General features: G+C 58.9%; 19 protein-coding genes. 7 read left to right on the plus strand and 12 right to left on the minus strand.

Annotation, left to right across the window (positions count from 1 at the left end; genetic code table 11):
* Positions 1–79 precede the first annotated feature (79 nt).
* A complete protein-coding gene (locus ACWKWM_RS10215) occupies positions 80–1,168 on the plus strand; it encodes an alkene reductase (RefSeq protein ID WP_483846028.1) in 1,089 nt (362 codons plus the stop codon).
* A 152-nt stretch (positions 1,169–1,320) separates the two neighbouring features.
* On the opposite strand, the gene ACWKWM_RS10220 is transcribed toward ACWKWM_RS10215, so the two are convergent.
* Both ACWKWM_RS10220 and ACWKWM_RS10225 read right to left on the minus strand, forming a co-directional pair.
* Positions 1,321–1,719 (minus strand): VOC family protein, encoded by a 399-nt coding sequence (locus tag ACWKWM_RS10220; protein ID WP_483846029.1) that lies wholly within the window; start codon positions 1,717–1,719, stop codon positions 1,321–1,323.
* A 38-nt stretch (positions 1,720–1,757) separates the two neighbouring features.
* A complete protein-coding gene (locus tag ACWKWM_RS10225) occupies positions 1,758–2,501 on the minus strand; it encodes an SDR family NAD(P)-dependent oxidoreductase (RefSeq protein ID WP_483846030.1) in 744 nt (247 codons plus the stop codon).
* 137 nt (positions 2,502–2,638) lie between these two features.
* On the opposite strand from ACWKWM_RS10225, the gene ACWKWM_RS10230 reads away from it, so the two are divergent.
* The 3 genes from ACWKWM_RS10230 (at position 2,639) to ACWKWM_RS10240 (ending at position 7,277) form a co-directional block, all read left to right on the plus strand.
* On the plus strand, positions 2,639–3,529 hold the full coding sequence (locus ACWKWM_RS10230) for an AraC family transcriptional regulator (RefSeq protein ID WP_483846031.1): 891 nt from the start codon (positions 2,639–2,641) through the stop codon (positions 3,527–3,529).
* A gap of 1,403 nt (positions 3,530–4,932) precedes the next feature.
* Entirely contained in the window at positions 4,933–5,832 is a 900-nt protein-coding gene (locus ACWKWM_RS10235; RefSeq protein WP_483846032.1) for a glyoxalase, read from the plus strand.
* 26 nt (positions 5,833–5,858) lie between these two features.
* The gene (locus ACWKWM_RS10240; RefSeq protein WP_483846033.1) at positions 5,859–7,277 is read left to right on the plus strand and encodes an alginate export family protein; all 1,419 of its coding nucleotides are present in this window, start codon (positions 5,859–5,861) and stop codon (positions 7,275–7,277) included.
* A 274-nt stretch (positions 7,278–7,551) separates the two neighbouring features.
* Here ACWKWM_RS10240 and ACWKWM_RS10245 read toward each other — a convergent pair whose 3' ends face one another.
* A complete protein-coding gene (locus tag ACWKWM_RS10245; protein ID WP_483846034.1) occupies positions 7,552–8,544 on the minus strand; it encodes an MBL fold metallo-hydrolase in 993 nt (330 codons plus the stop codon).
* A 346-nt stretch (positions 8,545–8,890) separates the two neighbouring features.
* On the opposite strand from ACWKWM_RS10245, the gene ACWKWM_RS10250 reads away from it, so the two are divergent.
* A complete protein-coding gene (locus tag ACWKWM_RS10250) occupies positions 8,891–10,192 on the plus strand; it encodes an Nramp family divalent metal transporter (protein WP_483846035.1) in 1,302 nt (433 codons plus the stop codon).
* Between the two features lie 165 nt (positions 10,193–10,357).
* Here ACWKWM_RS10250 and ACWKWM_RS10255 read toward each other — a convergent pair whose 3' ends face one another.
* Positions 10,358–10,681 carry a helix-turn-helix domain-containing protein gene (locus ACWKWM_RS10255; protein ID WP_483846036.1) on the minus strand — a complete coding sequence of 108 codons (324 nt, stop codon included), beginning with the start codon at positions 10,679–10,681 and terminating at the stop codon, positions 10,358–10,360.
* Between the two features lie 512 nt (positions 10,682–11,193).
* Between ACWKWM_RS10255 and ACWKWM_RS10260 the strand changes: the two genes are divergently transcribed.
* Complete coding sequence (locus tag ACWKWM_RS10260) at positions 11,194–11,418, plus strand: DUF6555 family protein (protein WP_483846067.1); 225 nt, start codon at positions 11,194–11,196, stop codon at positions 11,416–11,418.
* A gap of 27 nt (positions 11,419–11,445) precedes the next feature.
* Here the strand turns inward: ACWKWM_RS10260 and ACWKWM_RS10265 are convergent, their stop codons facing one another.
* The 8 genes from ACWKWM_RS10265 to ACWKWM_RS10300 all read right to left on the minus strand — a co-directional run bounded on the left by ACWKWM_RS10265 (position 11,446) and on the right by ACWKWM_RS10300 (position 20,577).
* Positions 11,446–11,838 (minus strand): ester cyclase, encoded by a 393-nt coding sequence (locus tag ACWKWM_RS10265; RefSeq protein WP_483846037.1) that lies wholly within the window; start codon positions 11,836–11,838, stop codon positions 11,446–11,448.
* A 63-nt stretch (positions 11,839–11,901) separates the two neighbouring features.
* Positions 11,902–12,282: a RidA family protein gene (locus ACWKWM_RS10270; RefSeq protein WP_483846038.1), complete on the minus strand. Its 381-nt coding sequence runs from the start codon at positions 12,280–12,282 to the stop codon at positions 11,902–11,904.
* 113 nt (positions 12,283–12,395) lie between these two features.
* Complete coding sequence (gene yghU / locus ACWKWM_RS10275) at positions 12,396–13,235, minus strand: glutathione-dependent disulfide-bond oxidoreductase (RefSeq protein ID WP_483846039.1); 840 nt, start codon at positions 13,233–13,235, stop codon at positions 12,396–12,398.
* 249 nt (positions 13,236–13,484) lie between these two features.
* Positions 13,485–15,686, minus strand: coding sequence for a TonB-dependent receptor (locus ACWKWM_RS10280; RefSeq protein ID WP_483846040.1), 2,202 nt, complete (start codon positions 15,684–15,686; stop codon positions 13,485–13,487).
* 295 nt (positions 15,687–15,981) lie between these two features.
* Positions 15,982–16,575, minus strand: a complete 594-nt coding sequence (locus ACWKWM_RS10285) for a nitroreductase family protein (RefSeq protein WP_483846041.1) — start codon at positions 16,573–16,575, stop codon at positions 15,982–15,984.
* Between the two features lie 241 nt (positions 16,576–16,816).
* Positions 16,817–17,806 carry a nitrilase-related carbon-nitrogen hydrolase gene (locus ACWKWM_RS10290; protein WP_483846042.1) on the minus strand — a complete coding sequence of 330 codons (990 nt, stop codon included), beginning with the start codon at positions 17,804–17,806 and terminating at the stop codon, positions 16,817–16,819.
* A gap of 437 nt (positions 17,807–18,243) precedes the next feature.
* The gene (locus ACWKWM_RS10295) at positions 18,244–19,290 is read right to left on the minus strand and encodes a class I SAM-dependent methyltransferase (RefSeq protein WP_483846043.1); all 1,047 of its coding nucleotides are present in this window, start codon (positions 19,288–19,290) and stop codon (positions 18,244–18,246) included.
* Positions 19,291–19,446: 156 nt separating this feature from the next.
* Positions 19,447–20,577, minus strand: a complete 1,131-nt coding sequence (locus ACWKWM_RS10300; protein WP_483846044.1) for an ABC transporter ATP-binding protein — start codon at positions 20,575–20,577, stop codon at positions 19,447–19,449.
* A 215-nt stretch (positions 20,578–20,792) separates the two neighbouring features.
* Here ACWKWM_RS10300 and ACWKWM_RS10305 point away from each other — a divergent pair, with 215 nt between their 5' ends.
* Positions 20,793–22,148, plus strand: a complete 1,356-nt coding sequence (locus ACWKWM_RS10305) for an ABC transporter substrate-binding protein (protein ID WP_483846045.1) — start codon at positions 20,793–20,795, stop codon at positions 22,146–22,148.
* The last annotated feature ends 186 nt before the right edge of the window (positions 22,149–22,334 follow it).

The raw sequence follows: 22,334 nt of genomic DNA on the forward strand, positions 1-22,334 counted from the left end.
TGAGCCCGCCCGTTTTGTTGCCCTCTGGTTCAGAGGGTCGGGCGAGTTCGCGTCATTTTCAGGAACACAGGAACACTTGATGACCACTCTTTTTGACCCCGTCACGTTCGGTGATATCGAACTGGCTAACCGAATCGTCATGGCACCCCTCACCCGCAGTCGCGCCATTGACCGTATCCCCAACGCATTGATGGCCGAGTACTACGCGCAACGCGCCTCAGCCGGCTTGATCCTGAGCGAAGCCACCTCCGTCACGCCCATGGGTGTCGGTTACGCAGACACCCCTGGCATCTGGTCCGAAGCGCAGGTGCAAGGCTGGTCCCTGGTGACGGACGCCGTGCATCAGGCAGGGGGCAAGATCGTCCTGCAACTGTGGCACGTCGGACGGATTTCCCACCCGGTGTTCTTGGGCGGCGAATTGCCGGTCGCTCCCAGCGCCATTCAGCCCGGCGGCCACGTGAGCCATCTTCGGCCCAAGGTGCCTTTTCCGACGCCACGAGCACTGGAGCTTGAGGAGATTCCAGGGATCATCGAGGCCTACCGCAAAGGCGCCGAGAACGCCAAACGCGCGGGCTTCGACGGCGTGCTCATCCATGGCGCAAATGGTTATTTGCTGGACCAGTTCCTGCAAAGCTCGAGCAATACGCGCACTGATATCTATGGCGGCTCCCACGCCAATCGCGCCCGTCTGCTGCTGGAAGTGACGGACGCGGCGGTCAGCGTCTGGGGCCCAGGCCGGGTCGGGGTTCATCTGGCACCACGGGGCGACGGCGGCGTCGGCAGTTATGTCGATCACGGCATGGGCGATGACAACCCGGTCGAAACCTTCAAGCACGTTGCCAAGGAATTGGGCGAGCGCAAGATCGCGTTCATCAGCACCCGGGAAAAGGAAGGCCCTGACAGCATTGGCCCGATGCTCAAGCAGGTGTTCGGCGGTCCTTACATCGCCAACGAAGAATTTGGTAAAGACGCCGCAAATACCTGGCTCGCGACGGGCAAAGCGGACGCCATCGCCTTCGGCGTACCGTTCATTGCAACCCCGGATCTGCCCGAGCGCTTCAAGGTAAACGCCCCGCTCAACGACGTCCGCCGAGAGCATTTTTATGTCGGCGGTGAGGTGGGTTATACCGACTATCCCGTGCTGGCTGAGGTCGCTGAGCCCGTTTAAAACAGATCTGCTTGCGCCAGGCCCTTTGGGAGGGCGCTTGCTCGCGAAGGGTTAGGATCAGACCCTGAAGATGATGCAATTGGACTGGCGCCTTCGCGAGCAAGCTCCCTCCCACGGGTTGATGTTAGCCGCGCGACACAGGCCATTACTGATCACCCGTGCTGCCAGCTTTTGTAAACGAACTCAAGGCTGTATCCGTCCGGGTCCAGCACATTGGCGGCATAGTATTCAGGGTCGTAATGCAAGCGGGCACCCGGCGCGCCGTTGTCGGTAGCCCCTGCTAGCATCGCAGCGGTGTAGGCCGCATCGACTTCGGCTTTGCTGTTGGCCACGAACCCGACGTGCACCGACTGGCCTTCCACCACGCCCGCGCGCAACCAGAAAAACACCCGCCCGTTCGCACCGAAGCCCTTGAGGTCCGGGTGGCCGGGCGGGCCGTTTTTGCCGTCGTAATCCAGCCGCGCGGTGATCCCCAGCGGCGTCAACCCAGCGGTGTAGAAATCAATGGAGCGATTGACGTCGCTCACGCTCAGAAAAATATGATCAAGCATGGGTGCCTCTCAAACGGGATGTGGAAGGGGTGCCGAATTCAGATCATGTAGCCGCCCGCGACTTCGATGCTTTGCGCGTTGATCCATGCACTTTCAGCGGACAGCAATGTGGCGATGACGCGACCGACATCGCCCGGTTCGCCCACCCGACCCAACGCGGTTTGCGAGGCGAGCAAGGCTTCGAATTCGTCATTCAGACCGCCGCCCAGCTCAGTGCGGATGGCGCCAGGCGACACCGAGTTGGCCCGGATGCGTCGCTCGCCAAATTCCTTGGCCATGTAACGGGTCAGCACTTCCAGACCGCCCTTGAATGCAGCGTACGGGGCAACGCCGGCCGTCGCTACGCGGGTGGTGGCACTGGTGAGATTGACGATACTCCCACCCTCCTTCAGCAGCGGCAGCAATGTTTGGGTGAGGAAAAACGGGCCCTTGAGGTGGACGTTGAACAGGCCATCAAACTGCGCCTCGGTGACGCTTTCCAGCGGATTGAACAGCCCGTACCCGGCGTTGTTGACCAGCCCGCTCAAGGTAGAGATGCCCCAAGTCGCTTGCAGTGTCTGCCGCACCGCTTCACCAAAGGCGGCGAAACTTCCGGCGTCGGCAACGTCAAGTTCCAGCGCAACCGCTTTGCCGCCATTGGACTGGATGCGCTGCACCACTGCAGCCGCGGCCTCGGGGTTGCTCTTGTAGGTCAGGATGACGCCCATGCCGCGCTGTGCGCAGTGTTCGGCAGCACTGGCGCCGATGCCGCGACTGCCGCCGGTAATAACGATGACGCTCATGTGATGCTCCGCTGTCGATCAAGTGAGCGTCCACAGTAGCGAGCGCAGGGTGGGCAGGCGCAACCGATCCTGCTCCAATCCTGCCTGTTTCTGCTTTTGTGTTGCGCCAGCGGTCGGGCTGGGTTCAGATGCCGATCATGAATACTCAACTCGATGAACTTCGTTCGCTGGCCGCCAGGGCTGAAAACCGGCGCACAGAGACCGGCATCCCTCGCGTGGCCATGGTTCAGGGTGCGATCCCTGAGCACATGCTCGCAGCGGTTTACGACCCGATGATCAACCTGATCCTGCAGGGCAGTAAGTCAATGACCGTCGGTGATCGTACGTTGCGCTATGACCCGGCGACCTATTTCGTGATGTCGATCGAACTGCCTGCGGTGGGCACCGTGCACCCTGCTGCGACGGGCGAGCCTTATCTGGCGGTGAGCCTGACGCTTGACCCCGCAGTGCTGGCGACCTTGCTGGCGGATTTGCCAACACCTGACGGACGTATGGCACAAGAAGCCGGGTTTTCTGTGGCAGCGGTCACACCTGAATTGATGGACGCGTGGGTGCGCATGCTGCGGTTGATGGACCGACCAGGCGACATCACGGCGCTGAGTCCGGTCTACGAGCGTGAAATTCTGTACCGGGTGTTGCAAGGGCCGCATGGCTGGATGCTGCGGGAAATCGCGGCCCCCGACACGGCCATGGCCCGGGTGAGCCAGGCCATTCAATGGATACGCCAGGACTTCGCCAAGCCGATCCGGATCGAAACGCTGGCGCACAGGGCCGCGATGAGTGTTTCCGCTTTTCACCGTCATTTCAAAGCCGTCACCACTCTCAGCCCTTTGCAGTATCAGAAGCGGGTTCGGCTGCTTCAGGCGCGCACGTTGATGGTCGCCAACGCGAAAAACGTCACCAGCGCCGCCTTCGATGTCGGCTACGAAAGCGCCACTCAATTCAGCCGCGACTACGCCCGCGTATTCGGCCTGCCGCCTGCGCGCGATGCGGCGCGGATTCTGGCGGATACGCGCGGGCGGGCGTAACGGCCTTCGCGGACAGATCCGCTCCCACTTTGGGCTCTGCGGCGCTGCTGACGTCCGGTCAAACACAAACCTGTTGGAGCGAGGCTTACCCGCGAAGCTGCGAATGAGGTGTGTCAGGTAAACCGCAGGCATCAGCTTCGCGGGCGAGCCTCGCTCCAACGAAGATTTCACTCGTCTTTCAAGCCGGGCACAAACCCCGTGGGAGCGGACCTGTCCGCGAAGAGGCCGCTACATCCGATAGATGTTAATCGCCTGAAGAATAGCCTTCGCGGACAGGTCCGCTCCCACTTTGGCTCTGCGGCGCTGCTGACGTCCGGTCAAACACAAACCTGTTGGAGCGAGGCTTGCCCGCGAAGCTGCGAATGAGGTGTGCCAGGTAAACCGCAGGCGTCAGCTTCGCGGGCAAGCCTCGCTCCAACGAAGATTTCACTCGTCTTTCAAGCCAGGCACAAACCCCGTGGGAGCGGACCTGTCCGCGAAGAGGCCGCTACATTCGATAGATTTTCGGCGTCTGACAAACAGCCTTCGCGGACAGATCCGCTCCCACTTTGGATGTGCGGCGCTGCTGACGTCCGGTCAAACACAAACCTGTTGGAGCGAGGCTTACCCGCGAAGCTGCGAATGAGGTGTGTCAGGTAAACCGCAGGCATCAGCTTCGCGGGCGAGCCTCGCTCCAACGAAGATTTCACTCGTCTTTCAAGCCGGGCACAAACCCCGTGGGAGCGGACCTGTCCGCGAAGAGGCCGCTACATCCGATAGATGTTAATCGCCTGAAGAATAGCCTTCGCGGACAGGTCCGCTCCCACTTTGGCTCTGCGGCGCTGCTGACGTCCGGTCAAACACAAACCTGTTGGAGCGAGGCTTGCCCGCGAAGCTGCGAATGAGGTGTGCCAGGTAAACCGCAGGCGTCAGCTTCGCGGGCAAGCCTCGCTCCAACGAAGATTTCACTCGTCTTTCAAGCCAGGCACAAACCCCGTGGGAGCGGACCTGTCCGCGAAGAGGCCGCTACATTCGATAGATTTTCGGCGTCTGACAAACAGCCTTCGCGGACAGGTCCGCTCCCACTTTGGATGTGCGGCGCTGCTGACGTCCGGTCAAACACAAACCTGTTGGAGCGAGGCTTGCCCGCGAAGCTGCGAATGAGGTGTGTCAGGTAAACCGCGTTGTCAGCCTCGCTCCAACAAGAATCCCAGCGCTGCTGCAATTTGAGCCAGGCACAGCTCCCTGCGGTTTTCGCGCGCCATAGATTTCGCATCCGGTACTCAATAGCACGTCTGTTCAATTCCCTGAGCCAGTGCGCCCTTAACCTCGCGGCTTCTATCACGTCGATATCCCGGCAACCGGGCTGGCTGCGTCGGTCAGTTCGCGGCGATGCACGTCGTTCATCAGTGTTGGAGGTACGCATGCGTAACGGTTTGATCGGGGCAACCCTTGCCCTCACTTTGTTGGCCGTACAGATGATGGGCAGCGCTCAGGCTGCCGAGTCGGCGGTGGTTGCAGTCGCGCCGCAGTACGACACCAGCCACGTCTACGTCGCTCCGGCCGACGTTGAAGCGTTCGTCCAGAGTTTCACCGCCACCTTCGGGGGACAGAGCACCAAACAGGTGGTGGTCAACGTCCTGCCAGTGCCAAGCAGCACCACATCGCAACTGCTGCAAACGCCGGTCGGCACGGTCTCACTGTTTGGTTTCACGACGCCGGTCCCGCATCCGTTCGGGCAGGAGCGCAACGGCTATCTGGTCAAGGACATGGATGTTGCAATCAAGGCAGCCCGGCAAAACGGTGCCGATGTGATCGTCAGCGACTTCCCCGATCCTATCGGTCGTGACGTGGTCATCCAGTGGCCGGGCGGCATCAACATGCAGTTTTACTGGCACACCAAAACCCCTAATTACGCTGCGTTCCAGAGCATTCCGGAAAACCGCATTTACGTCTCGCCATACCGTGCCGATGCGTTCATCAAATCCTTCGTCGGCTTCTCCCACGGCAAAGTCGTTGCAGACGACAAACACGCCCCTGCCATCGACATTGGCCGCAGCGGTGAAACCTATCGCCGCGTCAGCATCGAGTCCACCTTCGGGCGCATGACTGTGCTGGTCAGTAACGGTCAACTGCCCTACCCGTTCGGCCATGACACCACCGGCTACGAAGTCACCGACCTGACCCAGACTTTGGCCAAGGCGACGGGCTCGGGTGCCAAGGTGTTGGTCCAGCCGTTCACCAGTAACGGCCGCAGTTCGGCCATGGTGCAGTTCCCCGGGGGTTATGTCGCAGAGATCCACCAGCTGATTGCAGCCAAGTGATCGCCAACCACCGGGGGAGGTCATTCATGAGCCGTCGAGACTGGATACGAGCGTCGGGGTGGAAAATGGCGCTGGTGTGGCCCCTGCTCGGGCCGTTCATGTGTAGCAGCGTTCATGCCGACGATCAGCCCACCCGCCCTGCCATCAAAGCCAACCGCTGGCAGGAAGACTGGTCAGTGCTCAAGGAACCGGCGCTGCGCACCCAGCCGCTGGACAGCCTCAAGTACATCTCGCTGTCCAGCGACAATCCGTTCACTTACCTCTCACTCGGCGCAACCCTGCGCGAACGCTTTGAGATGAACGACGCCAGTGCGTTCGGCCTGCGCGATGTGGCCCGCGATGCCTATTTGATACAGCGCTTTCAGGTGCACGCGGACCTGCATTTCAATGAGAACTGGCGACTGTTTACCCAATTCGAAGACGCCCGCGCTTTCGACAAAACTTCCATCGGTGGTGCGGACCAAAACCGCGTTGATCTGCGTCTGGCGTTTCTGGAATACATCAAGACGTTCGACGCCGGTACGTTCAAGAGTCGCGTCGGCCGGCAGGATTTCGCCTTCGACCTGCAGCGCTTTGTTTCTTCACGGGACGGCCCGAACGTGCGGCAATCGTTCGACGCGCTGTGGGCGGATTGGGAGACCGAGAACTGGCGCTTCATCGGCATCGCCAGCCATCCGGTGCAGTACCTGGACGACCGTAACTTCGACGACAAATCAAACGGCGACCTGCGTTTCCACATGTTGCGGGTCGAGCGGCTGATTGGCGGGAAAAATGAGCTGTCGGCCTACTACGGCCTGTACGAGCGCAACGACGCAAATTACCTGGACGCCGAAGGCAACGAAACCCGGCACATTTTCGACGCCCGCCTGGGCGGCGCAGCCATGGGCTATGACTGGGACGTCGAGGGCATGCTGCAACGGGGCTCGGTGGGCGGAAAAGACATTCGCGCCTGGGCTGGCGGCAGTCGGTTGGGTTACACATTTGAGACGGTAACCTGGACCCCGCGCATCGGTTTGCAGATGGACATTGCCTCCGGTGATCGCAGTGCCGGCGATGGCACCGTTGGCACCTTCAATCCGCTGTTCCCCAACGGCTACTACTTCTCGCTCGCAGGTTACACCGGCTACAGCAACCTCATTCACATCAAGCCGTCGATCACGGTCAAACCCATCGCCAGGCTCAGTGTGCAGACTGCCGTCGGCTTGCTTTGGCGTGAAACCACCGACGATGCGGTGTACACGCAACCGAACATTGCCGCCGCCGGAACCGCCGGGCAAGGCGATCGCTGGACAGGGGCGTACGGCCAGATTCGTACCGATTACGCCTTCACCTCCAACCTGACCGGCGCCATCGAAGCGGTCCATTACGACATCGGCCAGACCCTGCGCGATGCGGGTGGGCATGACAGCAATTACCTGGGCGTCGAGCTGAAGATGAGTTGGTAGCTTCGGCAGATTGCTGTAGGAGCCCACTGGTTGGCGAGACGGATACCCGGTGTGTCAGGCTGATCGTCTCGCGAACAAGTTCGCTCCTACAGTGACTCTCAACAGCGCCAGGATTTCGCTAAGGCACAAACCCCGTGGGAGCGGACCTGTCCGCGAAGGGGCAAGTGAATCAGAAACGCATTCAGCGCCTGACGCACAGCCTTCGCGGACAGGTCCGCTCCCATAATGAATGTGCGGTACGGCTGAAATCCAGGCCAGGCTTGCACTTAATCAATCACTCAAGCAACGGCACATGCGCGGCGCGCTGATAAGGGCCGTATTCTACGGGTATCCAGTTGAAATGCTTGTCCACGCGGGTGATGTGGCCGATGCCGGGGAATGGCAAATGCGCAGCCGCCACCCACGTTTTGCTGACCGCTGCCGCACTGAACACTTGCTCTCGACTGGCGATCGCGGCCTTGGCGTTGGAGTCGAAGCTGATCGAGACTTCCGGGTGTTCAAACTGCACCGCCAGGCTATGAATCAAGTCGCCCATGAACAAAATGCTTTGGCCGTTCGAGGTGAATTGATACGTCGTACTCCCCGGCGTGTGCCCTGCTTCCAGCGCAGTCTTCACACCTTCGACAGGGGATTCACCAGGATTGAACGTCTTGAATCGCGCCGCTGCAATGTAGGCCGCCGTTGACTCCTGGGCGATCTTGAAACCCTCCTTGCCAGCCGCAGGTGCGCGGGCAATGGCGTTGGGGTCCAGCCAAAAATCCGCCTCGGGTTTGGAGGCATAGACCATCGCATTGGCGAAGATCGCCTGGTGCTTGGCGTCGACCAGTCCGCAGACGTGATCCAGGTGCAAATGGGTGAGCAAGATCGTATCGACCTGCTCCGGTGCATAACCGGCGGCGCGGATATTGGCCGAGAGGTTGCCCGCCGTTTCGCCGATGCATTGCCCTGCCCCGGTATCCACCAGAATCAACCGTTTGCCGGTATTGATCAGAAATGCGTTGAACGCAGTTTGCATGCCGGGCGCATCAAGGTCCCGACGCGCCAGCAACGCGCGGATTTGCTCGTCGCTCAGGCCTTTGAGCAGATGGGGAGACAGGTCGTTGTAGCCGTCGAACAAGGCCGTCACTTCGTAATCACCGACGGCCAGCCGGAAATAACCCGCAGCTTGAGTCTTTTGTTGCGGCACAGGTTCTGCGCTGGCCAGAGCGGAAAACATCGCCAGGGTCAGGCACAGGCCACCGGCGATTGCGGCGGGAGATGAGCGCATGGGTTTCCTCACATCAAGGTTGGGACAACGGATCGTTGCCGGACCGATTGAGGATGAAGCCATGCAGGCGAGCGGGATTGAAGGGATGTGCTTGTTTGGTTAGATAACACGCCTGCAGACGGCGCGACTTTTCTGTAGGAGCCAACTTGTTGGCGAGAGGTCTTCGAGGTGTGTCAGGAAGCCCGTCTCGCGAACAAGTTCGCTCCTACAGGGATCCACGCCGACGGCAAGATTCGTATTCGCAACATCTGAAAACACTTTACCGCCCCTTTTACAGTTGTACGACATCATATCCCAGTGCTCAACTTGCGACCTCCAACTAACAATAACAACGAGGGTTTCGCTCATGGCGATTGGCAGTTCAGTCGAAGAAAAACCTGCAGGCAAGCCAGTGTCGCGTCTGGCTCAACTGGGCAAGCTACTGGGACCGGGCATCATTGCGGTCCTGTCATGGCTGGGCGCCGGCGATCTCATCACCTCCTCCGTCGCGGGCGCCAGTTATGGCTACGCGATGATGTGGGTGCTGGCGGTATCACTGCTGCTCCGGTTCCTGATCGTCAACATCATTGCCAGGTTCCAGCTGTGCAATAACCAGGGCATGACCATCCTGCAGGGCTACGCCCAACTGCACCCATTGTTTGCCTGGTTCATGTTTGGCTACGCGCTGCTCATGGGCCACTTGATCAACGCCTACATGATCAAAGGTGCCGGTGAAGCCCTCGCCATGCTGCTGCACGTCGAACAGCCGTTGCTGTGTTCGCTGGTGGTGGTGATCGCGGTCTGGTTACTGGTGGGTCGCAACATCTACAGCCTCATCGAAGGCGTGATGAAAGTGCTACTGGCGGTCATGACCCTGGCCTTTCTTGCACTGGCGCTGATGTCCAGCCCGGACCTGCTTGGCATTCTCAAGGGCACCATCGGTTTCAGCATTCCGCCGGATGAAGGCGTGCACGGCGCGGTACTCGTCGCAGTGTCGGTGATCGGCGCGGTGGCTGGCTCCATTGCCAACTTCGTCCATCCTTACGTGATGCGCGAAAAAGGCTGGACCGGCCCTCAACACAAGCGCATGCAACGCAACGACCTGCTGTTCGCGGTGATGGTGGGGATCGTCATCAACCTGGCGATCTGGGTCGTGGGCGCAGAAATCCTTCGTCCAAACGGGGTTGAGGTCAAGACCTTGAGCGACCTGGGCAAGGCCATGGAAATGTTCTTCGGGCCTCTGGGCTGGTTCGTATTCTTCATCGGCGTGTTCGCCACCTTGTTCGCCAGCATTGCCGGCAAAACCACGGCCTTCCCGATGCTGATCACCGACGCCTTCCAGCACATCCGTCCTAAACGCCGCGAGCGTTATGGCAAGGAGTTCCACAAGGACCCGCTGCACAAGTGGTTCATGCTGTTCATTCTGGTGACGCCGCTGGTGTGGTCGCTGCCGGGCATGCCGGACTTCGTCACGTTGACCATTGGTGTTAATGCGCTGAACATTGTGGGTTTGCCGGTCATCTCTCTGGGCCTGCTGATTATGTCCAACCAGAAATCACTGCTGGGCAAGGAGTACCGCAATAACTGGTTCGAAAACATCGCGCTGGCTTTCGCTACTGGACTGGCCTTGTGGGTGGCCTTCCAGTTGGGTGCTGAAATGCTGGCTTGAGGAATCGGCTGTAGAAACTTTTGGGCCGATACAAAAACGGGTGGGGACTGATCAGGTCCTCACCCGTTTTCCGATGCTGATTCAATCGAATTGGCGAATAACTTAATAAGATAGGGAAAAGAATTTAACGTTAATTAGATATATATCTTTAGAAGAAGTTATCAATTAATAAACATGTCGAGCAAACGCTTTGAATAGATGGCTGACAGCGTCTCTGTCTTCCTGCGGCATCTTTCTAAGTGCGGCAAGTATGTCGTGCTCTTCCCGAGACAGCTCACCGAAAGCCTCTGAGGTGCGCAATCCGGTTATCAAATACCCGATGTCAATGACGCTTGCAGTTGCCAAGAGGTAGTCAACACGGGGCATGCGCTGGCCGCTCTCATAATGGCCCTGGGCATTGGGCTGCACGCCGCCAAGCTCTGCGAGTGCTGTTTGAGTCATCTTGTTGCGGATACGCTCTTCTCTCAACCGACTGCCGAACGTGTCCATACTTGCCGTTGCCTATCAGACTATTGATATCAATCGCCAAGCTTAAGCAGATGAGTTTTTTCAGACAAGCCTCGCGCAGATGGATTTAACGGTGTAGCCATCCGTTTGGGTTATTGATGTTAATTAGCCTCGCTCTCGGTCAAGAATATCGTGCAGCGTTGCCCACGGGTGGGGGTCGCGTTGTCTAACGGCTTTGCACGAAAGTGCATGTTGAAAGGGCTCGTCTGCCAAGGTCAGCAGCTGAGTTCGCATGCAAAAAGGACAAATAACCAAACCATCAGCCAGCGCCCAGGCCGAACACCAGGCAAGCATTCGTGCGTCGGTACTCATAGCGATACCCTCCAGGGGCTTCACCATTTTTAAAATACGCCGGCTGTAACGATTTTGAACGCGTAATCGGACAAGCGTACATGGGGCGTACAGAAATTTGCCGTTAAGCGCTAATCAGCTGAATTTTTTGCGGGGCGAGCAATCTGTTCTTTCAAGACATCACGTGATTGGGAGAATGGATGATGGCCGGACACAAGCATTTCAGAATCGACTATCTGCTGCACGGCAGCTACAAGACGTTTTATATCAGCGCCGCCGGGATGGACAATTCCGAAGCCTGGCACTGGGCATCGGTGGACGCAGGCCTCAGCCAGATCCCGAAGTTTCGCTCTGACAAGATCCCCAAGCTCAGCAAACCGAAAGCTGAAGACCTGGGGCTGTCCAACGTCGAGTGGACTGCGGCCTGATCAGCCTGCCCGAGATACTGGCAACATTCAGCGGGCAAGTTGCGCGCTGATGGCGGCCTTGTCGATGACCGACCACACCGTGCGAACCCTGCCCTCGCTGAACGCATAAAATACATTCTCGCTGAAGCTGACGCGCTGACCGTTCACCGGCAGGCCAAACAGCTCTCCCACCGGCGTGCAGTCGAATAACAGCCTCGCCGCGATTTGCCCGGCATCAGCGATCAGTAAGTCAATGACGAAACGCAAATCCGGGATCGCTTGAAAATCGGCTTCCAGCATCTTTCGATAACCGGCCAGACCGACCCAGTTGCCGTTGTAGTGCACCTCTTCGTCGACGAACCCTGCCAAGGCCTCCCAATCCTGCCGATTGAGACAGTCGATGTAGCCACAATAACGCTCGCAAAGTGCTTGCTTGTTCATTGGCATGGTCTCGTATTGGCAAACGGCCACCGGCTTGGCTGACCGCTATGTTGAGCCTGGCAATCAGGCCTTGGCCGCCATTGCTGTCACTTCCACGCGCATGCCGTCCACGGCCAAAGCGGCGACACCGACGGCAGCGCGCACCGGCCACGGTTTGGCGAAGAAGCGCTTGTACACCTCGTTGAAGGCGGCGCGATCAGCCATGTCGGTGAGATAGATAGTCAAGTGCAGCACCCGGTCCATGGAGCTGCCAGCCTTTTCCAGCGCCAGCTTGAGGGCCTGCAACGTGCATTCGCTTTGTAGCGCGATATCGCCCAGTTCCAGACTGCCATCGGCATGGGTTGGCACCTGCGTAGAAACCAGCAGCCCGCCGAAACCGGCGACGTCCGAGGAGATGGAATCCGCATCAGGATCGGGAGTAAACGTGATGTCGTGGTTAGCCATGGGGCTCTCTTGGTAGAAGTGATTAACGTGAGTCAGCGTTAAATGCCGGCGCGTTGAACATCGCTCAGCGCGCCACGCGATTATCCGGCTCAATCGCAGCCGTGCAACCCGGCTCAGTCCAGGTCCGCCGCCTGATGCCGTTCAGGCACCTGACTGGCCTCATCACCCCAGGTTCGATTGACCCGCCCGCCGGCAATCACCGCAGGACGCTTGGCGATCTCTTCGGCCCAGCGCTGCACATGGGTGTATTCGTCCACCGCCAGAAACTCGGCTGCCGAATACAAATTGCCCCGTACCAGTTGCCCGTACCAAGGCCAGACGGCGATATCGGCAATGGTGTACTCGGCGCCCGCCAAAAAAGGACTTTCGCTCAGCCGACGGTCAAGTACGTCCAGCTGACGCTTGGCTTCCATGGTGAATCGGTTGATCGGATACTCGAGCTTTTCCGGCGCATAAGCATAGAAGTGTCCGAAGCCCCCGCCCAGATAAGGCGCGGCCCCCATCTGCCAGAACAGCCAGTTCAGGGTTTCAGTGCGGCCCGCCGGATCAGCAGGCAGGAAGGCGCCGAATTTCTCGGCCAGATACAGCAGGATCGAGCCCGATTCAAACACCCGAATCGGAGGCTGCGCACTGTGGTCCAACAGCGCCGGAATCTTGGAGTTGGGATTGATATCGACAAAACCGCTGGAGAACTGATCGCCCTCATTGATGCGGATCAGCCAGGCATCGTAATCGGCACCGGTGTGCCCCAACGCCAACAGCTCTTCAAGCAGGATGGTGACCTTCACGCCATTGGGCGTGGCCAGCGAATAGAGCTGCAACGGGTGCTCGCCCACCGGCAATGTTTTTTCGTGGGTCGGCCCCGCTGTGGGCCGATTGATACTGGCGAACTGGCCGCCGGACGGCGCTTCGTGATGCCAGACCTTGGGGGGAACGTACGGTGCTTCGCTCATGGGACAAACCTCGTATCGTGTCGATGCGGTCATCAGGGCCGCTCAAAGGCAATGCTTGAGACTTGATGGGACCGGCCATCAAGGGGCTCGGTTCAGCTGGCGCCCAAGGTAACACCGTCAGTATTGACTGGATCGTCTGGATTGTCGGGGAGAAGTGGCGATTGTAAGAAGGGGTTTTGAAGTAGCTACAGGCAAACCTGCCGACATTGCGTCGGCAGGTTTATGCGCGTTCCGCTGGCTGAGTAAGGATTAGAAATCGATGGTGCCGGAGAACTTCACCAGACGTGGATCGCCCTGGGTCAGGTAGCCGCCGTTGGCGGAGGCCCAGTAGTTTTTGTCGGTGATGTTTTCCACGTTCACGCGCAAGGTCAGGTCTTTGTCCTGCATCTTGATCTTGTAACGAGCACCCGCATCGAACCGGTTCCAGGTTGGCAGGCTGAGGTTGTTGGCCTGATCGGCGTATTGGCCGCCCGTTCGCAGCATGCGGGCATTCAGTGCGGCGCCTTCAAGGCCTGGAATATCCCAGTCCGCGCTGGCGTTGAGCTGGAAGGTGGGTACGCCGATGGCGTGGTTGCCGTCGTTCAGACCGCCTGAGGTGTTTTTCAAATCGGAGGTCATGCGGGTGCCGCCAGCCATCAAGCGCAGGCCTTCAATGGGTTCGCCGAAGATGCTGAGTTCGACGCCTTTGTTGACCTGTTTGCCGTCGCGAACATAGAGGTTTTGACTCGCGTCTACATAACCGTCTGTCGGGCGTTCGATGCGAAACACCGCGAGGTTGGCGCCGAAGGTTTGCATGTCCAGCTTGATGCCGGCTTCCAGCTGCTTGGTGCGACCAGGCGGGAACGCTTCGCCAATGTTGGTGACGCCGGTACCGGAAGCAACAGGACCTTGCGCCAGACCTTCGATGCGGTTGGCGTAGAGCGAGACCATTTCGATGGGTTTGTAAACGATGCCGTAGACAGGCGTGGTGATGGCTTCGTCGTACAGCGAGCTGCGGCTACCGTCGTTAGCGAGGTTGGCCTGACCGTTGAAGGTGCTGCCGTCGTACAGGTAGTTTTCTACCCGCAGTTGCTGGCGACGCACGCCGTAAGTCAGCAACAGGGTGTCATCGAAAAGGCCGAACGTATCGGAAATGGCCAAGCTGCGGTTGCGGGTTTTGCCGGTGACGCCCGGATCGCCCATGTCACCGCCAGTCAAATAGCCGTTGGTAGGTTTCGCCAGTGTGTTGCTGTTGTAGATGTTGGTATTGCCCGCCGTGGCGCTATAGAACGTGTAGGCGTTTTCTTGCTGTGTCCAGATGGTCGTGGCGCCAATAGCAACCTGATGGCTGATAGGACCGGTCTGGAAACGACCGTTGAGGCCAGCGGCGAAACTGGTGTTGTCTTCGTTGTGCGGGATTTCCGAGCCGCTGATGGTCGCAGTTCCGGTATTACCTACCAGCGAAGGCGTGCCGTACACGCCGGTTTCCCGGGTGTGTTTGACGCCACCGGCCAGGTAAGCGGTCCAGCTGTCGTTCAGGTCGTAGTCGCCACGCATCATGCCGAAGGTGTCTTCGGTTTCGGTATATGTCCAATCCTGGCCGTAGTTATGGTCAGCGTCGGGCGCGGTAGGAATGCTGGTCGCGCTGCCCAGTTGCACGGTGTTACGCAGGTGGTTGACGCGTTGTTTCTGGTAACCGAAATCAGTGGACACCCGGAAGTCGTCCCCACGGTAATCCAGTCCTGCGACAAACAGCTTGCTGCGCTGATCCTGATCGTTGACAGCCGTCTCGCCTTCACGCTGGCTGAGGTTTACCCGTGCGCCAAAGCGATTACCTTCGCCGAAACGCTGGCCCAGATCCAAGTGTTCGCCGATACGGCCGTCAGTGCTGATGTCTTGCGTGTAACGACGTGTTGGCACATCACCAGCGCGCTTGGGCTGCAGATTGACGCTGCCGCCCAGGCCGGTGCCGGTCGGGCTGACACCGTTAATGAAGGCGTTCGGGCCTTTGAACACTTCGACACGCTCGATAGCGTCGGTGGAAAGAATCTGTCGCGGCAATACGCCATAAAGGCCGTTATAAGAAATGTCGTCACCAGACAGCGGCAAGCCACGAATCACGAACACCTGCGACTGGTTGCCAAATCCGTAAGACTGGCGCACTGAAGGATCATTTGCCAGCACATCGCCTACGTCTTCCGCCTGCTGATCCTCAATCAACTTCGACGTATAGCTGGTCATCACAAACGGCACATTCATGCTGTCCTGATTACCCAGCACGCCCATTTGACCGCCCCGCGCAACCTGACCGCCCGCGAAGGTGTCCGGCAGGGTGTTGGAGTTGGTTTTTACGGCATCGGCATTGACGTCGGTAGCACCGAGTTCCAGCACCGGATCGGCGGCCTGGGCCATGAAGCTGACTGAGCAGCACAGTGCGAGCAAAGTGGGGCGAGACGGGAATGGAAAGACCATGGGGCGGAGTACCTAAGCGGGCATCATAAGGATAATGAAATGCCTCCCTGGCAATACGACTCATTCATAAGCGGGAAATACTAGCAGTCGTGATTGCAAATTGTTATCAGCAGATAACAAAATTTTCACATCCGTCTTCAGAGGGGGTTTTGCGCACGCAGGGAAGCGAGTTCAAAGCAGAACACGCGCAGTAAAGTGGGGGCTGCCGAGGTACTCGCTGCCCTGAGAGACAGCGATACCGGGTGCTTCGGCGCCTGAGGAGACCTCCCCTTCGGCCGAAGCCCGGTTAACAGGATTACAAGGTGAAATCGCCTTCCGCTGCCAGCTCCGACACCGGGCGGCGCGGGCTTGGGGTTTCACGACCCTGCAGGTACTCGGGCAACGTGGATTTATCGCCCAGCTTGCCTATCGCCAGGGCAGCGTGCAGCGCGTATTCCTCGGGCACGTTCAGCGTTTTACGCGTCAGTTCCTGATCAAAACCGGCCATGCCGTGAGTGTGCCATCCGCTGATACTGGCCTGGAGTGCGAGGTATCCCCACGCAGACCCCGTGTCGAAACTGTGCCACAACGCCGGTCCTTCTTCGGTGGCGCCCGGTGGCGTGAAGGTGGTCTTGGAAATGACGATCACCAGCGCCGAGGCGTGTTGCGCCCAGTTGCGGTTGAACTCGTTGAGCAAGCCCAGATAACGCTCCCAGTTAGGTGTGTCACGGCGCGCATAAAGAAAGCGCCACGGTTGCGAGTTATAGGCCGAAGGCGCCCACCGCGCCGCTTCAAAAAAACTCAACAGCGTGTCTTCGCTGATGGCCTCATCGGCGAAAGCGCGCGGAGACCAACGCTGGGTAAATTGTTCATGGATCGGGTAATCGGCAACGCGGTCATTGACGCTCATAGAAATCCTGATCAGTCGTTTGGAGGGGGATAAATCAGCGACACGGGGTGACGGCCCGCCCGGGACCGGAGCATTCGGGGCAACGGCGCTAGCCTAGAGGATTTCGCCCACGGCACCAATGGGCAACGTTCTTCCTTGCCAGATGACTCGGATGTCTGGTCGCCAGAAGCCAGGCAACAGTCGAAAGTGATCAAACGATCACGCCTGCCCTAGGGCAGGCGCGAGTCAGGTACAGCCGGTATCAGTAAGCTGTTTCTTCTTTTACATCACGCGCTTTCACATCACGAGGCTGCACAACCGGACGATCGTTGCGCTCATGAACATGGCGATGCGGCGTGCGGTCGATGTTCAAGCTGAGTAATTCCGGACGGCTGTAGTGGCCGCGAGCATCCATTTGACGCTTGCGGATTTCGATCTGGAAGAGGTCGATATCGACGATCACTTCGCCCTCGCCTTCGGTCAACGCACCCAGCACTTCGCCCTGAGGGTCGATGATCGCGGTGTAGCAACCACCGGAGATCGGGCCGATGTCGCAGCCAGTGTCGGCCATGATCTGCGCCTGTTGTTCCGGGTACAGCCAAGCGGTTGAGTTGACCACAAAGCAAGCCGATTCCAGAGCGTGCATCCGGATGCTCACTTCCATCTGACGGGTGAACAGTTCGCCGGCAAAGGAGCCTGGGTACATGGCAGCGTGGATCTGCTCGCCGTCTTCGATCAGCGCATAGCGCGCCAGCGGATTGTAGTGTTCCCAGCAAGCGAGTTGGCCGATGCGGCCGACGGCGCTGTCTACAGCCCGCAGGCCGGACGCGTCGCCCATGCCCCAGATCATGCGTTCGTGGTAAGTGGGGTTTAACTTACGGCGAGCCTGGATCAGCGTGCCGTCGGCATCGAACAGCAGTTGCGTGTTGTATAAGGTACTGCCGTCGCGTTCATTGACGCCGATGGAGACGACCATGTTCGCCGCTTTTGCAGCCTTGCCGATTTCGTCGGTGGTTGCCGATGGCACGACCACCGCGTTCTCAAGCAGCTTGTAATGCTCGCGGCCCATTTCATAGGGGGTTTGCACGAACGAGAAGTAGGGATAGTACGGGACGATGGTTTCCGGGAAGACGGCAAATTCAACGCCCTTCTCCCCCAGCTCCAGAATTTTTGCGACGACTTTTGCGACGGTGCCTTCACGGCTGTAAAGCACTGGGGCGATCTGAACTGCGGCAGCTTTTACGATAGTCATTTCATAATCCTCAAGATGGTTAAGTCGTTTCAGTGGAATTAGATTACGTCCGAAATTCTGCGACTGTATGTCGTACTTCCCACTTTTTCGGTCATCTTTGTTTTAACCAGGACAGTTTTTGTGTGCCGTATTCACGCCGACCAGGTAACCGAAATCGGTTAGGCCAAAAGAGGTGCGGGATCGGATCGATAGAAGGTTTTTTATCGCGCTTTCAACAGTTACAACGACCATTTGCAGCGCCAATGAAAACGCCGCAAATGAGGCTATGGTTCACTCCATAGTTCATTTGCGGCGAATTCAAAGCATCGGCATTTACATTTTTCCAGGCGGGAAATCCAGGGTGGTCTTGGCGACATTATTGAGCAAGTTGGTGAATGTAAGCAGCGTTACCTGGGCGATCACATCAATGATTGCGGCGCAAGCGCTGTTGCACCGCACTACTTGCGCGCTTCCAATATCAGGTTAAAGGGTGTCTCGGTCGCGCGACGGAAATGCTTGAACCCGGCTTGCCTGAACACTTCCCGCAGTCGCCCTTCTCCCGCCTGTGCGCCGAGTCCCAGACCCACTTCCTGAGACAGCGAGTTAGGCGTGCAGATCAGGGTCGATGCGGCGTAAAACAGCCGTCCGACCGGGGTGATGTTTTCATCCAGTGTGTCGTTGGCGAATGGCTCAACCAACAGCACCGTGCCGTCGGGCTTCAAAGCTTGATACGCATGCTGCGCGGCACCCACTGGATCGCCCATGTCGTGCAGGCAATCGAAGAAGCAGATCAGATCATAATCATGGCCCGGGTAGTTCTTCGCCGTGCCTTCGGCAAAGCTGACCCGATCAGCCACGCCGCCTTCTTTCGCCCGCTGATTGGCAATGTCGATCGAGGGAGCGTGGCAGTCGAAACCAACGAAGCGCGACGCTGCAAAGGCTTGCGCCATCACCACCGTCGAAGCCCCGTGTCCGCAGCCTATATCGGCTACCGAAGCGCCGCGGCCAAGCTTCTCCACCACGCCTTCCAGCGTCGGCAGCCACTGGGCCACCAGATAATTCTTATAGCCAGGCCTGAAAAACCGCTCGGTCCCGCTGAACATGCACGGATGGTGATCGCCCCAGGCCAGGCCGCCATCTCCGCGCAGAGCGGCTACCAGTTTGTCTTTGTCGTGAAACAGCGATGCCACCAGGCCGGCACCGCCTGCGATATACACTGGGGAATCCTCCACCGCCAACGCCAGCGCATGTTCTTCGGGAAGTCTGAAGTGCCCATCCTGATGTTCGATGTAGCCTGATGCCGCGTTGGCGCTCAACCACTCCCGCACCAGCCGCGCATTGCAACCGGTCTTGTCGGCAAGCGCTTGCGGGGTGAGGGCTTGGCCGTCGGCCATGGCCCGGTAGAGACCGGTTTCTTCGCCGATGATGACATTGGCGAGCATCGCTGCGGCGCCAACGTCGGAAATCAGCTTGCCAACGAATTGATTGAGTCTGGCCTCGTCCATTACGTGTCCTCCTGTCAGAAGGCCACCGTCCGCAAGGGCATCTCGAACCCACTACCTGTAGGCGGTGGTCAGATCGATCACTAACCAGCTCCCCAGCCAGGGGAACCGTAGAAGTCTAGTACCAAGCCGCAGGATTGGTGCTGCGCTCGTCGGTCTTCAGCCCGCCGCCCGTGCCTCGATCGCCATGGCGCTGTAGTGCGTAAGGTGGGGCAATGCCGCGCCGTGCTCTTCGAACAAATGACAACGCGCGCCAGAGACACCAATCGCCAGCGTCTGCCCCGCCTTCATTTGCGAATGCCCTTCGCCCTTGACCATCACGTTATGCCCTTCGGCCGTTTGCGCGTGGGTGAAGGTTTCGCCGCCCAAGTGCTCGACCACCAGCGCTTTGGCCGGGATGCGTGCCTCGCCCTGCCCCGTCTCCGACAGGTGCTCAGGCCGCAAGCCCAACGTCAGCGCCGCGCCAATCGCGATGCCGTCCGACTTGACCGGCACCCACAGCAGCTCGCCGCCCGGAAGACTGACTTGCACCCCGTCGGCGGCCACCGCAACAGTCTGAACCGGCAAAAAACCCATCTGTGGCGAGCCGATGAAGCCGGCCACAAAGCGGTTCTGCGGATGGTGATACAGCTCCAGCGGCGAGCCTACTTGCTCGATCCGTCCCTTGTTGAGCACCACGATCTTGTCGGCCAAGGTCATGGCCTCAACCTGATCGTGGGTCACGTAAATCATCGTGGCTTGCAGGTCGGCGTGCAGCTTGGCGATCTCGATGCGCATCTGCACTCGCAGCGAAGCGTCGAGGTTGGACAGAGGTTCGTCGAACAGGAAGACCTCCGGCTCGTGGACGATCGCGCGACCAATCGCCACCCGCTGGCGCTGGCCGCCAGACAAGGCCTTGGGCTTGCGGTCGAGCAACGGCTCAAGTTGGAGAATACGCGCAGCGTTGCGCACCTTGGCCTCGATCTCGGCCTTGGGCAGCTTTTGCATCTTCAAGCCAAAGGCGATGTTGTCGTAGACCGACATGTGCGGGTACAGCGCGTATGACTGAAACACCATGGCCACGCCGCGATCGGCCGGTTCCAGGTACGTCACGTCGCGCGCGCCGATACGGATTTGCCCTTGGGTGATGCTTTCCAGCCCGGCAATGGAGCGCAGCAGCGTTGACTTGCCACAGCCCGAAGGCCCGACGAATACCACGAACTCGCGACTTTGGATTTCCAACTGGATGTCGTGCAGGACCTTGATGTCGCCGTAGGCCTTTTCGACGCCGGTCAATCTGAGCTCAGTCAAAATGGTTTCCCCTTGATTATTGTTGTGCGGTGCGTGAGCACGGGGGTGTTTCGGATGTAGGTGACGAGTACAAATACGGTAGGACATGTGACGCTTGACAGTCAGCGTTTTCGCTCTACGATCATTTGTAATTCAAGAATTACAAATGTCAAGGCGCGCTCCCAACGTGCCCGAACGACTTACTCCTCACCAACAAAAACAAATGAGGTCACGTAATGAAGAAGAAGCTGGTATGGAACGCGCTTGCCCTGTCGGTTGCCCTCGGCTCCGGGGCAGCGTTCAACTCAGGGGCTGCGCAAGCGTGGACCCTGGAAGAAGCCGCAGCGCCCTACAAAGGCACCACCATCAAGGCGATTTTCCTTGATCGGCCGGGTTATGCCGCCGCTATCAAGATGCTCCCGGACTTCGAAAAACGCACCGGGATCAAGGTCAGCTACGAAACCATCCCCTACGAAAACAGCCGCGAGCGGCAAGTGCTGACGTTCACCTCCGGCGAAGAGCAGGACGTGGTCCTTACGGACGTGGTGTGGGTGGGTGAGTTTGCCGGCAATGGCTGGCTGGAGCCGATCAAGACGTTCACCGACGACAAGAAGCTGGCCGACCCGGACCTCAACCTTAGTGGTTTCTTCCCCATCCTGCTGGAGTCGTTCGGCACCTGGGACAAACAGGTTTACGGGCTGCCGTTCGATAACTACTCGGGGCTGCTGTTCTACAACAAATGCATGCTCAAGGACGCCGGCTTCGACAAGCCGCCTGCCACCTGGGACGAATTGCTCAACGTCTACGCGCCAAAACTTACCGACGCCGCCAAAGGCAAATACGCTTACGCCCTGCAATCGCGCCGTGGCGAAACCCAGTCGGCGGACAGTTTCATGCGTTTCCTTTGGCCGTTCGGCGGCTCGTTGCTGGACGACAAGTTCAAGTCCAACCTCAATTCCAAAGAATCTCAGGCGGGCCTGAAATTCCGCCAGGACCTGATGAAGTTCATGCCGCCGGGCATCGTCGATTACGACCATAACGAAGCGGTCAACGCGCTCGCTCAGGGCAACGTGGCCATGATCACCGAGTGGTCGGCGTTCTACAGCACCTTGGCCGATCCGAAGAAATCCAAAATCACCGATTGCCTGGCCGTCGCCACCGAGCCCAAAGGCCCTGCCGGGCTGAAACCGGCACTGGGCGGTTTCTCGCTGGGCGTCAATGCGAGCGCGACGGATGAGAAAAAAGCCGCTGCGTGGCTGTTCATTCAGTGGGTCACTTCGGAAGCCATGGCCAAGACGTATCTGGATGCCGGCGGCGTCAGTGGCCGAACTTCGGTCTACAAAGACCCGGACGTGCAGAAGAAGTACCCGTTCGTGCAACCGATGGTGACGTCATGGGATGGCGGCGTGCCTGACTACCGTCCGCGCTTCCCGCAATGGCCGGAAATTTCCGAAGTGGTCGGCGAAAACGGCACCGCGATCATGCTTGGCAAAACCACCGTAGAAGCCGGGGCGAAGACTATCGGTGCGCGGGTCGAAGAGATCCTGGGCAAAGCGGGTTATTACGACGGCAAGGCTAAATTGCTGAAGTAAATCCCCCTCCAAACCCCACGCCGTCGTTGATATCACGGCGGATCGTGGGAGCGGACCTGTCCGCGAAGAGGCCATTGTGCCCGATAAAGATCTGGCGCCTGACAGACAGCCTTCGCGGACAGGTCCGCTCCCACAGTTGCGGGGCACAAGATATCTCCAGACACCGAAATCGAGCGGTTTATCGTT

The organism is Pseudomonas rosaeacicularis (genome assembly GCF_057128745.1).

Coding starts and splice junctions, on each gene's coding strand:
- ACWKWM_RS10265 (WP_483846037.1), bottom strand. CDS start 11,838: ATGAACAAGCAAGCACTTTGCGAGCGTTATTGTGGCTACATCGACTGT.
- yghU (WP_483846039.1), bottom strand. CDS start 13,235: ATGAGCGAAGCACCGTACGTTCCCCCCAAGGTCTGGCATCACGAAGCG.
- ACWKWM_RS10285 (WP_483846041.1), bottom strand. CDS start 16,575: ATGAGCGTCAATGACCGCGTTGCCGATTACCCGATCCATGAACAATTT.
- ACWKWM_RS10255 (WP_483846036.1), bottom strand. CDS start 10,681: ATGGACACGTTCGGCAGTCGGTTGAGAGAAGAGCGTATCCGCAACAAG.
- ACWKWM_RS10245 (WP_483846034.1), bottom strand. CDS start 8,544: ATGCGCTCATCTCCCGCCGCAATCGCCGGTGGCCTGTGCCTGACCCTG.
- ACWKWM_RS10295 (WP_483846043.1), bottom strand. CDS start 19,290: ATGGACGAGGCCAGACTCAATCAATTCGTTGGCAAGCTGATTTCCGAC.
- ACWKWM_RS10305 (WP_483846045.1), top strand. CDS start 20,793: ATGAAGAAGAAGCTGGTATGGAACGCGCTTGCCCTGTCGGTTGCCCTC.
- ACWKWM_RS10240 (WP_483846033.1), top strand. CDS start 5,859: ATGAGCCGTCGAGACTGGATACGAGCGTCGGGGTGGAAAATGGCGCTG.
- ACWKWM_RS10220 (WP_483846029.1), bottom strand. CDS start 1,719: ATGCTTGATCATATTTTTCTGAGCGTGAGCGACGTCAATCGCTCCATT.
- ACWKWM_RS10250 (WP_483846035.1), top strand. CDS start 8,891: ATGGCGATTGGCAGTTCAGTCGAAGAAAAACCTGCAGGCAAGCCAGTG.
- ACWKWM_RS10280 (WP_483846040.1), bottom strand. CDS start 15,686: ATGGTCTTTCCATTCCCGTCTCGCCCCACTTTGCTCGCACTGTGCTGC.
- ACWKWM_RS10230 (WP_483846031.1), top strand. CDS start 2,639: ATGAATACTCAACTCGATGAACTTCGTTCGCTGGCCGCCAGGGCTGAA.
- ACWKWM_RS10235 (WP_483846032.1), top strand. CDS start 4,933: ATGCGTAACGGTTTGATCGGGGCAACCCTTGCCCTCACTTTGTTGGCC.
- ACWKWM_RS10290 (WP_483846042.1), bottom strand. CDS start 17,806: ATGACTATCGTAAAAGCTGCCGCAGTTCAGATCGCCCCAGTGCTTTAC.
- ACWKWM_RS10270 (WP_483846038.1), bottom strand. CDS start 12,282: ATGGCTAACCACGACATCACGTTTACTCCCGATCCTGATGCGGATTCC.
- ACWKWM_RS10225 (WP_483846030.1), bottom strand. CDS start 2,501: ATGAGCGTCATCGTTATTACCGGCGGCAGTCGCGGCATCGGCGCCAGT.
- ACWKWM_RS10260 (WP_483846067.1), top strand. CDS start 11,194: ATGGCCGGACACAAGCATTTCAGAATCGACTATCTGCTGCACGGCAGC.
- ACWKWM_RS10215 (WP_483846028.1), top strand. CDS start 80: ATGACCACTCTTTTTGACCCCGTCACGTTCGGTGATATCGAACTGGCT.